13 protein-coding genes and 2 riboswitches are annotated in these 13756 nt (G+C 70.0%); of the genes, 6 read left to right on the top strand and 7 right to left on the bottom strand.

Annotated elements, in window-relative coordinates; all coding sequences use genetic code 11:
• Nucleotides 1-11 precede the first annotated feature (11 nt).
• The 4 genes from ABH925_RS24340 to ABH925_RS24325 form a co-directional block, all read right to left on the bottom strand.
• A complete protein-coding gene (locus tag ABH925_RS24340) occupies nucleotides 12-1082 on the bottom strand; it encodes an NlpC/P60 family protein (protein WP_370150984.1) in 1071 nt (356 codons plus the stop codon).
• Nucleotides 1083-1092: 10 nt separating this feature from the next.
• Nucleotides 1093-1243, bottom strand: a riboswitch (cyclic di-AMP (ydaO/yuaA leader).
• Between the two features lie 298 nt (nucleotides 1244-1541).
• On the bottom strand, nucleotides 1542-2597 hold the full coding sequence (locus ABH925_RS24335) for an NlpC/P60 family protein (RefSeq protein ID WP_370150982.1): 1056 nt from the start codon (nucleotides 2595-2597) through the stop codon (nucleotides 1542-1544).
• A 166-nt stretch (nucleotides 2598-2763) separates the two neighbouring features.
• On the bottom strand, nucleotides 2764-4125 hold the full coding sequence (locus ABH925_RS24330; protein WP_370151041.1) for an NYN domain-containing protein: 1362 nt from the start codon (nucleotides 4123-4125) through the stop codon (nucleotides 2764-2766).
• Nucleotides 4126-4296: 171 nt separating this feature from the next.
• A complete protein-coding gene (locus ABH925_RS24325; protein WP_370150981.1) occupies nucleotides 4297-4569 on the bottom strand; it encodes a hypothetical protein in 273 nt (90 codons plus the stop codon).
• 161 nt (nucleotides 4570-4730) lie between these two features.
• On the opposite strand from ABH925_RS24325, the gene ABH925_RS24320 reads away from it, so the two are divergent.
• On the top strand, nucleotides 4731-5519 hold the full coding sequence (locus ABH925_RS24320) for a rhomboid family intramembrane serine protease (RefSeq protein WP_370150980.1): 789 nt from the start codon (nucleotides 4731-4733) through the stop codon (nucleotides 5517-5519).
• Nucleotides 5516-5797: an Lrp/AsnC family transcriptional regulator gene (locus ABH925_RS24315; RefSeq protein ID WP_370150979.1), complete on the top strand. Its 282-nt coding sequence runs from the start codon at nucleotides 5516-5518 to the stop codon at nucleotides 5795-5797. Before ABH925_RS24320 ends, ABH925_RS24315 begins: the two co-directional genes overlap by 4 nt.
• 37 nt (nucleotides 5798-5834) lie before the next feature.
• Here ABH925_RS24315 and ABH925_RS24310 read toward each other — a convergent pair whose 3' ends face one another.
• From ABH925_RS24310 to ABH925_RS24300, 3 genes are all read right to left on the bottom strand, one after another.
• On the bottom strand, nucleotides 5835-7202 hold the full coding sequence (locus ABH925_RS24310; protein WP_370150978.1) for an aminotransferase class V-fold PLP-dependent enzyme: 1368 nt from the start codon (nucleotides 7200-7202) through the stop codon (nucleotides 5835-5837).
• Nucleotides 7203-7279: 77 nt separating this feature from the next.
• Nucleotides 7280-7399: riboswitch (SAM riboswitch) on the bottom strand.
• A gap of 148 nt (nucleotides 7400-7547) precedes the next feature.
• Nucleotides 7548-8633: an anthranilate phosphoribosyltransferase gene (gene trpD / locus ABH925_RS24305; protein ID WP_370150977.1), complete on the bottom strand. Its 1086-nt coding sequence runs from the start codon at nucleotides 8631-8633 to the stop codon at nucleotides 7548-7550.
• A 78-nt stretch (nucleotides 8634-8711) separates the two neighbouring features.
• Nucleotides 8712-9125 carry a hypothetical protein gene (locus ABH925_RS24300; RefSeq protein ID WP_370150976.1) on the bottom strand — a complete coding sequence of 138 codons (414 nt, stop codon included), beginning with the start codon at nucleotides 9123-9125 and terminating at the stop codon, nucleotides 8712-8714.
• A 333-nt stretch (nucleotides 9126-9458) separates the two neighbouring features.
• Here ABH925_RS24300 and ABH925_RS24295 point away from each other — a divergent pair, with 333 nt between their 5' ends.
• The 4 genes from ABH925_RS24295 to ABH925_RS24280 all read left to right on the top strand — a co-directional run bounded on the left by ABH925_RS24295 (nucleotide 9459) and on the right by ABH925_RS24280 (nucleotide 13725).
• Nucleotides 9459-10079, top strand: a complete 621-nt coding sequence (locus ABH925_RS24295) for a heme-copper oxidase subunit III (RefSeq protein ID WP_370150975.1) — start codon at nucleotides 9459-9461, stop codon at nucleotides 10077-10079.
• Nucleotides 10080-10184: 105 nt separating this feature from the next.
• Nucleotides 10185-10991 (top strand): c-type cytochrome, encoded by an 807-nt coding sequence (locus ABH925_RS24290; protein WP_370150974.1) that lies wholly within the window; start codon nucleotides 10185-10187, stop codon nucleotides 10989-10991.
• Nucleotides 10988-12046 (top strand): Rieske 2Fe-2S domain-containing protein, encoded by a 1059-nt coding sequence (locus ABH925_RS24285; protein ID WP_370150973.1) that lies wholly within the window; start codon nucleotides 10988-10990, stop codon nucleotides 12044-12046. The genes ABH925_RS24290 and ABH925_RS24285 overlap by 4 nt, the downstream gene beginning before the upstream one ends.
• Nucleotides 12046-13725 (top strand): cytochrome bc complex cytochrome b subunit, encoded by a 1680-nt coding sequence (locus tag ABH925_RS24280; RefSeq protein ID WP_370150972.1) that lies wholly within the window; start codon nucleotides 12046-12048, stop codon nucleotides 13723-13725. The genes ABH925_RS24285 and ABH925_RS24280 overlap by 1 nt, the downstream gene beginning before the upstream one ends.
• The last annotated feature ends 31 nt before the right edge of the window (nucleotides 13726-13756 follow it).

Raw genomic sequence — 13756 nt, 5'->3', positions numbered from 1 at the left:
CTAGCGAGGGCCTACAGGTGCCGCATCGCGTAGATGGAGCCGATGTAGCTGATGGGCTCGTACTTCACCACGGTGCCGGTGTGCGGGGCGTGCAGCACCATGCCGTGGCCCGCGTACATCCCGACGTGCTCGCCACCGTTGAAGAAGACCAGGTCGCCGATCTGGAGGTCGGCGGTGGAGTTCACCGCCGTGCCCTGGGTGACCTGGTCGTAGGTGGTGCGGCCGAGGGTGATGCCGGCCTTGGCGTAGGACCACATCATCAGGCCCGAGCAGTCGAAGGTGGTCGGGCCGGTGTCGCCGTAGACGTAGACGTCGCCGAGCCTGCTCTGCGCGGCGGCGAAGGCGGTCGCCTCCGCAGAGTCGCCGGCCGACCCGCTCGGGCTGTAGCCGTTCGCGCTGGAGCCGGAGCTGCCGCTGCCCGAGCTGTGCGAGCTCGTGGGCGTGGCCTGCTGCTGCGCGGCAGCCAGCGCGGCCTGCTGCTGGGCGGTCAGCGAGGCCATCCTGGCCTGCGCGGCGGCCAGCTTCTGCTGCACCGAGGCCTTGGAGGCGGCGAGCTGCTTGCTGGTCTGGTCCAGGGCCGCGAGCTTGGTCTGGGCCTCGGCCTTCTCCCGGTCCAGCGTGGCCTGCTGCGTCTTCAGGTCACTGAGCTGCGTGGTCTGGCTGCTGGCGATCTGGTCGGCCGCCGAGGCCTGGTTCAGGTAGTTCGTCGGGTTCGACGACAGCATCAGCGCGACCGTGGGGTCCATCGCACCGTCGCGGTACTGCGCGCTGGCGATGGCGCCGAGGCCGGCCTCCTGCGCGTTGACCGCGGCCTGCTGCCGGGCCACCTGGTCCTGCAGGGTGCTGACCTGGGCCTGCTCCTTCTGCTGGGCTTCCTGGTTGGCGTCGTACTGCTGGATCGCCGCGTCGGAGGCCTGGTTGTCCTGGTTGATCTCCGCCTGGAGCTGCGCGGTGGTCTGTGTGGGCGCCGCCGAGGCCGACTGGGCCGCGGTCGCGGAGAGTGCGACGGTGGTGGCGGCGGCAGCGGTGAGTACGGTTATCCGCGCGCGACTGGGGGACTTGGGACGACGATGGGACGCCACGAAGGCGAGCTCCTTCTTCCTACGGCCGCCTACCGGGTGAGCTGACGGGTTCGGGCTGGAAGACGTGCCCTACGGCGCTTCACCGGCGAGAAGCCGGCCTGGCGTCGATTCACCCCGAGGAACATGGTTCCCCGGCTCCGAACTGACGGCGTTTCCCCTGTAGGCGTCCGGTGGATCCGGACGTCGTGCCGTGCGGTCGGACTCGGCGGAAACCTCCGCTGCCACTCAGGCTGAGTGATCGACTTCGCGGTGGTTCGATCAGTGACACTAGTGACCCAACCGTGATCCGTTCAAATCCCTGTAAGTAAAAACTCTCTTAGGTAACGATAGTGTTCCGAAACCCCAACCGAACGTAGTTGCCACATGACCGAACTGCGACGACATGACCGTCAAAACGGTCAGAACGACCCGGGAGTTGGGGTTGCGGTGACGTGAGTCACATTCTGGGGTGTCGACACGTCAGAACCGGCGGATGGCGACCACGCCGCCGAAGTAGCTCATCGGCTGGATCGAGACCGTGTAGCCGTACTCGGGGGCGTTCAGCAGCATCCCGTTGCCCGCGTAGAGGCCCACGTGGTTGCCGCCCTCCATCACGATGATGTCGCCCACCTTGGCGTCCGCCATCGAGGCCACCGGCGAGCCCACGGTCTCGTCGGAGAAGGAGTAGTGCGGCAGGGTGATCCCGGCGTGGGCGTAGGACCACATCACCAGGCCGGAGCAGTCGAAGACGTTCGGGCCCGAGCCGCCCATCGAGTACGGGGCGATGCCGACCTTGCTCATCGCCGCCAGCATCGCGGTGCGGGCCGCCGAGGAGATCCCGGACAGGTCGATCTGGCCGACCGTCATGTGGCTGTCGTTGTGCGCCGCCGAGCCGTACCCGCCACCGCCGCCACCGGCCGCGTTCACCTGCTGCTGCTGGGCCGGGGTGAGGCCGTCGAGGATGCTCTGGGCGTGCTGCAGCTTCGCCTCGGCGGCGGCCTTCGACTGCTGCATCTGCTTCAGCAGCGCCTGCTGGGCACCGAGCGCCTGCGCCGCCTCGGCCTTCTCCTTGGCCAGCGTCTGCTGCTGCGCCTGCAGCGAGGACAGCATGGCGACCTGGTCGTCGTTGAGCTGGTTCTCGGCGGTCGCCTTGTCGAGGAAGCCGGTGGGGTCCGAGGAGAGCATCAGCGCCACCGTCGGGTCCACCGTGCCGTCCCGGTACTCGGCGCTGGCGACCGTGCCGAGCTGCGCGGTCTCGGCGTTCACCTGGGCCTGCTGCCGGGCTATCTCGTCCTGAAGGACGTTCACCTTCTGCTGCAGCGCCTGCTCCTGGACCTGCGCCCCGTCGTACTGCTCCGTCGCCGCGCTCGCCGCCTGGCGGTCGGCCTCCACCTGGGACTTGGCCTGGTCCAGGGTCAGCTTGGGATCGGCGTGCGCGGAGGCCTGCGCGGTGAGCGCGACCGCCGTGGCGGCGGCTGCCGTCAGGATGGACACCCGCGCCCTGCTGGGCTGCTTGAGGCGACGATGCGAAGCCACTACAGGCTCTCCCCTTCGGACCGGGTAAACCCCCGCTTCACCCGGACGGGTGGTGAGGCAGGACAGAGGTTCGAGAGCAGAGACTAGTGAGAGACAAGTGGCCGTGTCGCCCTTCCCGTGACATGAGGAGGGGATTGACCGAAATGTCCAAGGTAATAATGTGCCGTCAGGTACGGACGAGACGCCTGAGCAGCATCGCGGACGGCACCGGACGCGCCCCCGCCTTGCGTACCCCGTCGGCGACCTCGCGGTCCGTGGAGACCACGACCACCGGCCGCCCCTCCGGCTCGGCCCGGACCAGCCGGCGGATCAGCTCGTCCGCGGTCTCCCCGGAACGGCTGAACAGCACCCGCACCCCGCGCGGCGGCGCCATCGGCACCGGCGCGTCCAGGTCCTTGCCGTCGAACACGCAGGTGACCTCGGCCCTGCTGTGCGCGGCCAGCATGGAGAGGCCGTTCAGCAGCCGGGCCCGCTGCTTCTCCAGCGGCAGGGTGGGATAGCCGCTCTTGGTGACGTTGTAGCCGTCCACCACCAGATGGGTCTGCGGCAGCGCCAGCAACTGGTCCAGCAGCGCCGGGTCGTCGGCGTCCAGCGCCCGGCGGGCGACGTCGTGCGGCGACGCCGTGGCCGGGGCCACCGCCTCCACCGAATCGGCCGGACGGCCGGACAGCGGCGGCAGGCCCAGCTCGCGCTGCAGCCCCTGGGCACCCTGCAGCACCACGTCCAGCAGCAGCCGCAGCCGGATGTCCTCGGCGCTGCGCCCCTCGCGGGAGGCCCGCTTCGCCGCCTCCAGCGCGGACTCCGCCTCGGCCACCCGGTGCTTGAGCCGGCGCACCTCGCTGTCCACGGCGCCGCGTTCGGTCGCCCCGGACGCGCGCAGCGCCTCCAGCTCGGCCGCGACCTTGCGGGTCGCCGCCTCGGCACGCTTGGTGTCCGCCTCCAGGCTGCGCAGTTTGCGGCGCAGCGAGTCGCGGTCCCTGCGGACCTCGTCCAGCTCGACCCGGGAACGGTCCGACTCGGCCCGGCTGGCGTCGCGCAGCGCGGAGAGCTCCGCCTGCAGCTTCTCCACCAGCCGTGCGGCCTCGGCGGCGGCGCCCTCGGACTCGGCCCGCTCCACCTCCTCGCCGGCGTCGCCGACGAGCTTGCTCCACCCGGCCGGACGCAGCAGGTACGCCACGGCGGCGATGTCCTGCGGGTCGGCGGCGGCCGGGACCACCCCCGACTCCAGCGCGCTGACCAGGTCGGGCTGGCCCTGACGTACCCGCTCGGCTATCCGCGAGCGGAAGGCCGGCTCGGTCTCCAGTGCCGCGGCGATCGCGGTCGCCCCACGCTTGGCCCGCTGCACCGGCGTGAACTTCGCGTACGGCCGTAGCCGCGAGGGCAGTTCCGCCAACGGCACGGCGCTGAGCGCGTCCGCGGCGATGCCGACCACCCGCCGCCGCACGCCCTCCGGCAACGGCCGGTCCAGCTGCTCCACGGCAGCCTCCGACTCGGCGGGTGCGGGCGCGTCGGGCGTGGACGTGGGCAGCTGAGGACCGGCCGCGTCGAGGGGACCCGTCGGCCCCTCGGCGGTATCCGCCCTGTTCTGGTCCACCACGTCCACTGCTCCGATCCGGTCCTGCGGGACTCCGCCCACAGCACCATTCTCGCCCGCCTCACCCCCCCGCTCGTCACCGCGCCACTCCTGGAGCCCGTGCCGTCAACCCTCGGTGCGTGCCGCCTGGGCCGCCGCCTCCGCCTCCGCGCCGGGCCGGTCCACCAGCTCGACCTGGTCCACCGCGTTGCACCAGCGGCAGCGGACCGACTCGACCGCCTCGCTGAGGACCTCACGTTCCTCCACCCGTGGCTCCCCCGCCAGATCCAGGTGGACGAACTCCACCACACGGGAGGAACGGGTCACGTCGAATCGCGTCAGGTTGCCGCACAGCGTGCAGCGCCACCGGGTCCCCTCGGTGGGCAGGGGGACGGTCATGGGTGGTCCTCTCGGTTCGGCGCGACTCCTCCGGAGCAGCGCGTTCTCGTCGAAACGCCTACGCGGGAAACCCTAGGGCCTCGGCCGGGTCCGCTCACACCGTCCCCCGGCTGTCCCAGCCCAGCAGTGTCAGATATGTCCATCCAAGGAATGCTGGGTACATGGAGATCCCGGTACGCGAAGAACGCCCCAGTCCGTACCTCCCTCTGATGACCTGGACGCTGATCGCGGTGTGCGTCCTGGTGTTCCTGGTCGGCCCGGTCTCCGGACTCGACCCCCTCTACGGCAGCGGCAACGCCCGGGCCTGTGCGGAACTGACGTACTACCAGCACTGGGCCGTCATCCCCAGTGAGCTGCTGGACAACCACCCGCTGCGGCAGGCCGCCGCCCACGGCTGCCCGGTCCCCCGCCCGTTCCCGAAGGTCCCGGCGCTGTCGGTGCTCACCGCGATGTTCGTGCACGGCGGTTGGCTGCACCTGCTGGGCAACATGCTGTTCCTGTACGTCTTCGGCGCCATGGTCGAGGAGCGGACGGGCCGGCTGCCGTTCCTGCTCAGCTACATCGCCCTGGGCTACCTCGCCACCTACGGCTACGCGCTGGTGCAGTCGCACGGCGACGGTGCCACGCAGACCCTGGTGGGCGCGTCCGGGGCCATCGCCGGGCTGCTCGGCGCGTATCTGCGGCTGTACCCGAAGGCCAGGGTGACCAGCCTGATCCCGCTGCTGCTGTTCCTGCCGCTGCGGTTCCCGGCCTGGCTGGCGCTGGGGATGTGGTTCGCGATCCAGTGGATGTCGGTGGACGCGGTCTCGGCGGCGGTGCCGGGGGTGGCCTACGTGGCCCATCTCATCGGGTTCGTCGGCGGCTTCCTCTTCGCCTGGCTGCTCTACTGCCGACGGCGCGGATACGCTGACCGCAGTATCCCCGCCGCGCTCCCAGGAGACCCCCCGTGATCACCGCGATCGTGCTCATCAAGACCAGTGTCGACCAGATCCCCGAGATCGCCGAGACGATCGCGGCCATCGACGGCGTCACCGAGGTCTACTCCGTGACCGGCACCTACGACCTGGTCGCCCTGGTCCGGGTGCGTGCCCACGACGACCTGGCCGACGTGATCCCCGGCCAGGTCAACAAGGTTCCCGGAGTCCAGCAGACGGAGACCCACGTGGCCTTCCGCAGCTACTCCAAGCACGACCTCGACGCCGCCTTCGCCCTCGGCCTCGACGAGTAGCCCCACGAGGAGGCCGCGCCGCAGCAGGCCGGAGCGGTCAGCGCCGGGTGTCCGGGACGCAGCGGCCGCCCTCGGTTCGGTACGCCCACCGCGCGCCGTCGCTGACCAGCTCCCGGACCGCCGCGACAAAGCGGTCCACGTGCTCGTCCGGCGTGCCGGCGCCGAAGCTGACCCGGATCGCGTTCAGGCTCTGCTCCCCCGGCAGCGACGCCTCCGGCGCCCCGCACTCGGACGGCGCGGCCTCCTCCCCGCCCAGCAGCGTGCGCACCAGCGGGTGCGCGCAGAACAGTCCGTCGCGCACGCCGATGCCGTACTCGGCCGACAGCGCCGCGGAGAAGTGCGAGCTGTTCCAGCCCTGCACCACGAAGGAGATCACGCCCACCCGGGGGTGCTCCTCGCCGAACAGCGTCAGCACCCGCACCTCGGGGACCTCGGCGAGCCCGGCCCGGAGCCGGGCGATCAGCTGCTGCTCGCGCGCCACCAGCCGGTCGAAGCCCGCCTCGGTCAGCGCGCGACAGGCCGAGGCGACGGCGTAGGCGCCGATCACGTTCGGCGATCCGGCCTCGTGCCGGGACGGGCCCCGGTGCCACTCCACGGCGACCGAACCGTCCGCCTCCCTGGCGACGGTACGGCTGGCGCCGCCGCCGGCCAGGTAGGGCTCGGCCGCGTCCAGCCAGTCGGCGCGCCCGGCCAGCACGCCCGCACCGAACGGGGCGTAGAGCTTGTGCCCGGAGAAGGCGACCCAGTCGACGTCGAGTTCGCGCACCGAGACCGGGTGGTGCGGGGCCAGCTGCGCGGCGTCCAGGACGATCCGCGCGCCGTGCCGGTGGGCCACCTCGGCCAGCTCGCGGACCGGCCAGATCTCCCCGGTGACGTTGGACGCTCCGGTCACGCACACCAGCTTGGTCCGCGCCGCACTCCCCGCCAGCGCCTCGTCCAGCGCGGCCACGGCCTGCCCGGGCGAGCGCGGGGCGCGCAGGTAGCCGACGGTCAGGCCCGGCTTGCGCCAGGGCAGCAGCGAGGCGTGGTGCTCGGTCTCGAAGGCGAAGACCTCGGTGCCGGCCGGCAGCGCGCCGGCCAGCAGGTTCAGCGAGTCGGTGGTGGCCCGGGTGAAGACCAGCTGGTCGTCCTCGCGCAGGTCGAGGAAGTCGGCGACGGTCGCCCGGCTCTGCTCGAACAGGTCGGTGGACAGCTGCGACAGGTAGCCGGCGCCGCGGTGCACGCTGCCGTAGTACGGCGCGTAGGCGGCGACGTCGTCCCAGACCCGCTGCAGCGCCGGGGCGCTGGCGGCGTAGTCCAGCGCGGCGTAGCCGACCTTCTCGCCGCCGACCAGGGGAACCTCGACGTCACGGCCGAGCACGGCGAGCGGCTCACAGACAGACAGAGCGTTCGGGTAGGCAGACACAACCCCTCCAGGACATCCAGTGGATCCCTGGGAGTGCACCGGTGGCGCTGCCACTGCGGTGCTGCTCTCTACGGGGGGATCCGCGCTTGCCGTGCGACGGGTTCGCCGCAGGGCCTGGTCGTCACCCGGAAGCACCCCGCCACGGAAGGAGGGTTGCCGGACAGCAAGCCGGGGCCTGAACGCTGTCACTCGTGACCTGGTGAGAACTATGCCAGAGGTCCAGCCCGTGGGCGAGCACAGGTCCGCCATGCGAGACGCCGGAGCACGGGACAGCAGAGCACAGGACGCCGGAGCACGGGACGTCGCGGTACCGCGACGTCCCGTGGACCTGACGGCGTGATCCGCCTACCGGTGTGTGGCCTCGGCCCAGCGGGCCAGCGTCGCCTCGGCCGCGCCGGAGTCGATGGACTCCGCGGTGCGCTTCATCGCCGCAGCGATCTGCTCCACCAGCGGCTCGTCCGTCTGGTCCAGGGCGACCAGCGCCGACGCCGAGTTGAGCAGCACCGCGTCCCGGACCGGGCCGGTCTCGCCGGCGAACACCCGTCGGGCCACCGCCGCGTTGTAGCTGGAGTCCGCCCCGCGCAGGGCCTCGATGCCGACGCAGGTGATGCCGACCTCGCGCGGGTCGAAGCTGCTCTGGCGCACCTGGCCGTCCCGGACCTGCCAGACCGTGGAGGTGCCGGTGATGGTGAGCTCGTCCAGCCCGTCGTCGCCCCGGAAGACCAGGGCGGACGCGCCGCGCCGGGCCAGCACGCCGGCGATCAGCCCGGCCATCCGGCGGTCGAAGCAGCCCACCGCGTTGGCGCCGACCCGGGCCGGGTTGGTCAGCGGGCCGAGCAGGTTGAAGAAGGTCGGGATGCCCAGATCGCTCCGCGCCGGGCCGGCGTGCCGCATCGCCGGGTGGAACACCGGGGCCGGGCAGTAGGAGATGCCCGCCTCGACGGCCACCTCGGCGACCCGCTGCGGGGTCAGCTTCAGGTTGACGCCGAGCTTCTCCAGCACGTCGGTGGCCCCGCTCGCGGAGGAGGCGGCCCGGTTGCCGTGCTTGACCACCAGCGCCCCGGCGCCGGCCGCGACCACGGCCGACATGGTGGAGATGTTGACGGTCTTGGCCCGGTCGCCGCCGGTGCCGACGATGTCCACGGCCCGTTCCGGCACCTCGATCACCGTGGCGTGCGCGTACATCGACTGGACCAGGCCGGTGATCTCCTCGACCGTCTCGCCCTTGGCCCGCATCGCCACCATGAAGGCGGCCACCTGGGCGGTGCTCGCCTCCCCGGTCATGATCCGGTCCATCGCCCAGGCGGTGTCCGCCGCCGTCAGGTCGGTACCCGAGATCAGCGCCGTGAGGACGTCCGGCCAGGACCGCGCCTGCACGGGGTCGCCGCCACCGTTCGCAGGGTTCACGTCTTTGATCGACGCTGCAGCCATGGCCGTAGCCTCTCCGTGGAGTATTCACTGAAGGAGAGGCCAGCCTAGCGACCGGGGGCGCCGCCCATGGGCAAGATCTCAGCCCACGAGATGCTGCTTTCCGGTGCGCAGCAGCGCCGTGGCGGTCTCGGCCAGCGCGGCGGGGTCGACCGGGGCGGCGATGGCGGCGTCGGCGCGGCTCCAGGCGGCGAGCCAGGAGTCCTGCGGGCGGCCGATCAGCACCAGCACCGGGGGGCAGCCGTAGATCTCGTCCTTGAGCTGGCGGCACAGGCCCATCCCGCCGACCGGGGTCGCCTCGCCGTCGAGGACCAGCAGGTCCAGCCGCTTGGCGCCCTTGGCATGAGCGTCGAGGGCCTTGATCACGGCCGGGGCGGTCGCGCACTCCAGGTACTGGAGCTCGGCCAGGTCCTCGGCGGGCCGGCGCCCGAGCGCCAGCCGGACCTGCTCGCGCGTGTTCCGGTCGTCGCTGTAGACAAGTACGTTGAGTGCCATCGTCCGCTATCCCCCTGGGGTGTGATCGGGACCACTTTCGGCGTCTGCGCGGATGCTACTCCGGCCGGAGATCCCAGGACAGCACGCAGTACGGGCCGTCTCGGGGTCCCGGGGCGGCGTGCGACGCCCCCCGGCAGCCGTCCGGCGGTTCCAGATTCACCATTTCGGGCGACCCCACGGCCCGTCGCGCACCGTCCCCCGGGGCACCGGACCCCGCCGTTCGGACTACCTGCCTGGTCGTCAGGCCACCGGCGGGCGGCCGGAGGGTACGTCACAAGCCGGACACACCGAGGAACACCCCCCGGAGTGAAGACGGAATAAGCGACCGACATAATGTCGGTCGTGGCGACAGCAACTGCAGTAGAAACCGGGCACGCACACGGATCGGTCAGCCGGCCGAACCTCACCAGCGTCGGAACCATCGTCTGGCTGGCTTCCGAGCTGATGTTCTTCGCGGCCCTCTTCGCGATGTACTTCACACTCCGTTCGGTTACCGGAACGGCGTACTGGCACGCGCACAACGATGCGCTCAACGTCCCTTTCTCGTCCGTGAACACCACGATCCTGGTGCTCTCTTCCTTCACCTGCCAGATGGGTGTCTTCGCCGCAGAGCGCGGCGACGTGAAGAAGCTCCGGACCTGGTTCATGATCACCTTTGTCATGGGTGCGATGTTCATCGGCGGTCAGATCTACGAGTACACCTCGCTGGTCAAGGACGCAGGCCTCTCCCTCTCCTCGTCCCCGTACGGGTCGGTCTTCTACCTGACCACCGGCTTCCACGGGATGCATGTGACGGGTGGTCTGATCGCCTTCCTCCTGGTCCTCGGCCGTACGTACGCCGCCAAGCGGTTCACGCACGAGCAGGCCACCGCGGCGATCGTGGTGTCGTACTACTGGCACTTCGTCGACGTGGTCTGGATCGGCCTCTTCGCGACCATCTATCTGATCAAGTAGGCAGGGTCGGACCGTCCTCTCGGCGCACCGCCGGGCGGTCCCGCAGGCCGACCTGACGGTCAACCAGACTCCCGACGCTCCAGATCCTCACACCGGGGTTAATCCGTGAAAAAGCTCTCCGCACGACGGCGCCACCCGCTGGCAGCGCTCGTCGTCCTACTCTTTGCGCTGGCGATCACCGGAGGGCTGTACGCGGCGTTCGCGCCGACGGGCAGTGCACAGGCCGATGCCGGCCAGTCGTCCCTCGCGATCGAGCAGGGCAAGAAGCTGTACGCCGTCGGCTGCTCCAGCTGCCACGGTCTGTCCGGTGAAGGCACCAAGGACGGCCCGTCCCTGGTCGGCGTCGGCAGTGCCGCCGTGGACTTCCAGGTCGGTACCGGCCGGATGCCGGCGCAGCAGCCCGGCGCCCAGGTCCCGTCCAAGAAGGTCATCTACACCCAGGACCAGATCGACCAGCTCGCGGCGTACGTGGCGACCCTCGGTGCCGGCCCGGCCATCCCGACGGCCGACCAGTACGCGGCCGGGGACGTGGCCCGAGGCGGAGAGCTGTTCCGTACCAACTGCGCGCAGTGCCACAACTTCGCGGGTTCCGGTGGCGCCCTGTCCGAGGGCAAGTTCGCGCCCTCGCTGGACGGCGCCAGCGCCAAGCACATCTACGAGGCCATGCTCACCGGCCCGCAGAACATGCCGTCCTTCCCGGACTCCATCATGTCCCAGCAGAACAAGCAGGACATCATCGCCTACGTCACGCACACGAATGACGGAGCGAAGAACCCGAACTACGGCGGTCTCACCCTGGGTGCTCTCGGTCCGGTGACCGAGGGTCTCTTCGGCTGGATCTTCGCGCTGGGCGCCCTGATCGGTATCGCGATCTGGATCGCCGCCCGCACCCCCAAGGCCAAGAAGTCATGACGAGCCAGGACAACATGTCTGAAGAACACCTGCCGGAGGCCCACGGGGCCCACGGCGGAGCGGTCGCCCACGCGGGCGACGCCTTCGCCGATCCGGGGCTGCCGCCCCACGAGCACCGTCGTACCGACATCGACGAGCGGGCTGCCGCCCGGGCCGAGCGCCAGGTGGCGCTCTGGTTCGTGCTGTCGATGCTGGCGACGGTCGGCTTCATCGCGTCCTACGTGATCTTCAAGACGACCGACGTCGTCTACATCTTCCCGATCGGCCACGTCAGCAAGCTCAACTTCGCGTTGGGGCTGACCCTGGGCATCTCGCTGTTCGCCATCGGCGCCGGCGCGGTCCACTGGGCCCGCACGCTGATGTCGGACGAGGAGCACATCGCCGAGCGGCACCCGATCGAGTCCACCCCGGAGGTGCGCGAGCAGGTCTTCGCCGACTTCCGCACCGGGGCCAAGGAGAGCGGCTTCGGCCGCCGCAAGCTGATCCGCAACACGATGATCGGCGCCATGGCCATGGTCCCGCTCTCCGCGGTCGTGCTCTTCCGCGACCTCGGCCCGCTGCCGGAGCAGAAGCTCGACCACACCGACTGGGCCGCGGGCAAGCGCCTGGTCAACATGAACACCAACGAGCCGCTGAAGCCGGCCGACATCACGGTGGGCTCGCTGACCTTCGTCAAGCCGGAAGGCCTGGAGGAGAGCGACCCCGACTTCCAGGAAGTCATCGCCAAGGCGGCCGTGATGGTGGTCCGGATGCAGCCGGACGACATCAAGGACAAGAGTTCCGCAGCCTGGGGGTACGAGGGCGTCCTCGCCTTCTCCAAGATCTGCACCCACGTCGGCTGCCCGATCAGCCTCTACGAGCAGCAGACGCACCACGTCCTCTGCCCGTGCCACCAGTCGACCTTCGACCTGTCCGACGGCGGCCGGGTCATCTTCGGCCCGGCCGGGCACCCCCTGCCGCAGCTGCAGATCGCGGTCGACAGCAATGGCTACTTCGAGGCTGTCTCCGACTTCAGCAAGCCCGTCGGCCCCGGCTTCTGGGAGCGCAGCGAATAATGACCACCCACGCGGCAACACCGCACGCAGCAGACGACGCGCACGACGAGCAGGTCGGCCACAGCGAGGCCGGGGTCGACCAGGCCCACCTCGGTGAGAAGGCCGCCGACTGGGTCGACGGACGCCTCGGCATCTACGGGCTGGCCAAGGCCAACCTGCGGAAGATCTTCCCGGACCACTGGTCCTTCATGCTCGGCGAGATCTGCCTCTACAGCTTCATCATCATCATCCTGACCGGCGTCTACCTGACGCTGTTCTTCCAGCCCAGCATGGGTGAGGTCGTCTACCACGGCACCTACCTCCCGCTGAACGGCATCCGCATGTCGGAGGCCTACAAGTCGACGCTGGACATCAGCTTCGACGTCCGCGGCGGCCTGCTGATCCGTCAGATCCACCACTGGGCGGCCATCGTCTTCGTGGCGGCCATGCTGGTCCACATGATGCGCGTCTTCTTCACCGGCGCCTTCCGCAAGCCCCGTGAGATCAACTGGCTGTTCGGCTTCCTGCTGCTGTTCCTGGGCATGTTCGACGGCTTCATGGGCTACTCGCTCCCGGACGACCTGCTCTCCGGTACCGGTATCCGGTTCATGGAGGGCGCGATCCTCTCCATGCCGATCGTCGGCACCTACATCGCGATGTTCCTGTACGGGGGCGAGTTCCCGGGCAACGACATCATTCCGCGCTTCTTCACGATCCACGTGCTGCTGATCCCGGGCATCATGCTGGGCCTGCTGGTGGCCCACCTGATCCTGGTCTTCTACCACAAGCACACCCAGTTCGCGGGCCCCGGCCGCACCGAGAAGAACGTCGTCGGCATGCCGCTGATGCCGGTCTACATGGCCAAGGCGGGAGGCTTCTTCTTCCTGGTCTTCGGTGTCATCGCGATGGTCTCGGCGATCGCCTCGGTCAACCCGATCTGGGACTACGGCCCCTACCGCCCCGACCAGGTGTCCACCGACGCCCAGCCGGACTGGTACATGGGCTTCTCCGAGGGCCTGATCCGGATCATGCCGGGCTGGGAGATCCGCGCCTGGGGCCACACCCTGGAACTCGGCGTCTTCATCCCGCTGATGATCTTCGGTCTGGTGATGATCGTCATCGCGGTCTACCCCTTCATCGAGGGCTGGGTCACCGGTGACAAGCGCGAGCACCACATCCTGGACCGCCCGCGCAACGCCCCGATCCGCACCGCCTTCGGCGTGGCCTGGATCGCGGAGTACATCATCCTGCTGGTGGCGGGTGGCAACGACCTGTTCGCCACGCACTTCCACCTCTCGATCAACACCATCACCTGGGTCTGCCGGATCCTCTTCTTCGTCGGCCCGGTGATCGCCTTCACGGTCACCAAGCGCTGGTGCATCGGTCTGCAGCGCGCAGACCGGGACAAGGTGCTGCACGGCCGCGAGACCGGCACCATCAAGCGCCTGCCGCACGGTGAGTTCATCGAGGTGCACGAGCAGCTCTCGCCCGAGGCGCTGCACACCATCACCGCGCACGAGCAGTACCAGCCGGTCGAGCTGCCCGCCGCGGTGGACGAGAACGGCGTCAAGCGCAAGGTGGGAGTCGCCACGAAGCTGCGCGCCAAGCTCTCCCAGGGCTACTTCGGGGACGCCGCGCAGATTCCGAAGCCCACCCCCGAGGAGCACGCCGAGATCACCAGCGGCCACGGCCACCACTGATCTCCCCCGCTTCTCCCGCAGCATCCGAGGG

Source organism: Streptacidiphilus sp. EB129 (genome assembly GCF_041262645.1).
In the GTDB taxonomy this organism is placed as follows: domain Bacteria; phylum Actinomycetota; class Actinomycetes; order Streptomycetales; family Streptomycetaceae; genus Streptacidiphilus.
The sequence above is the reverse complement of the archived record's forward strand: the minus strand, read 5'-3'. Positions and strand labels throughout refer to the sequence as shown.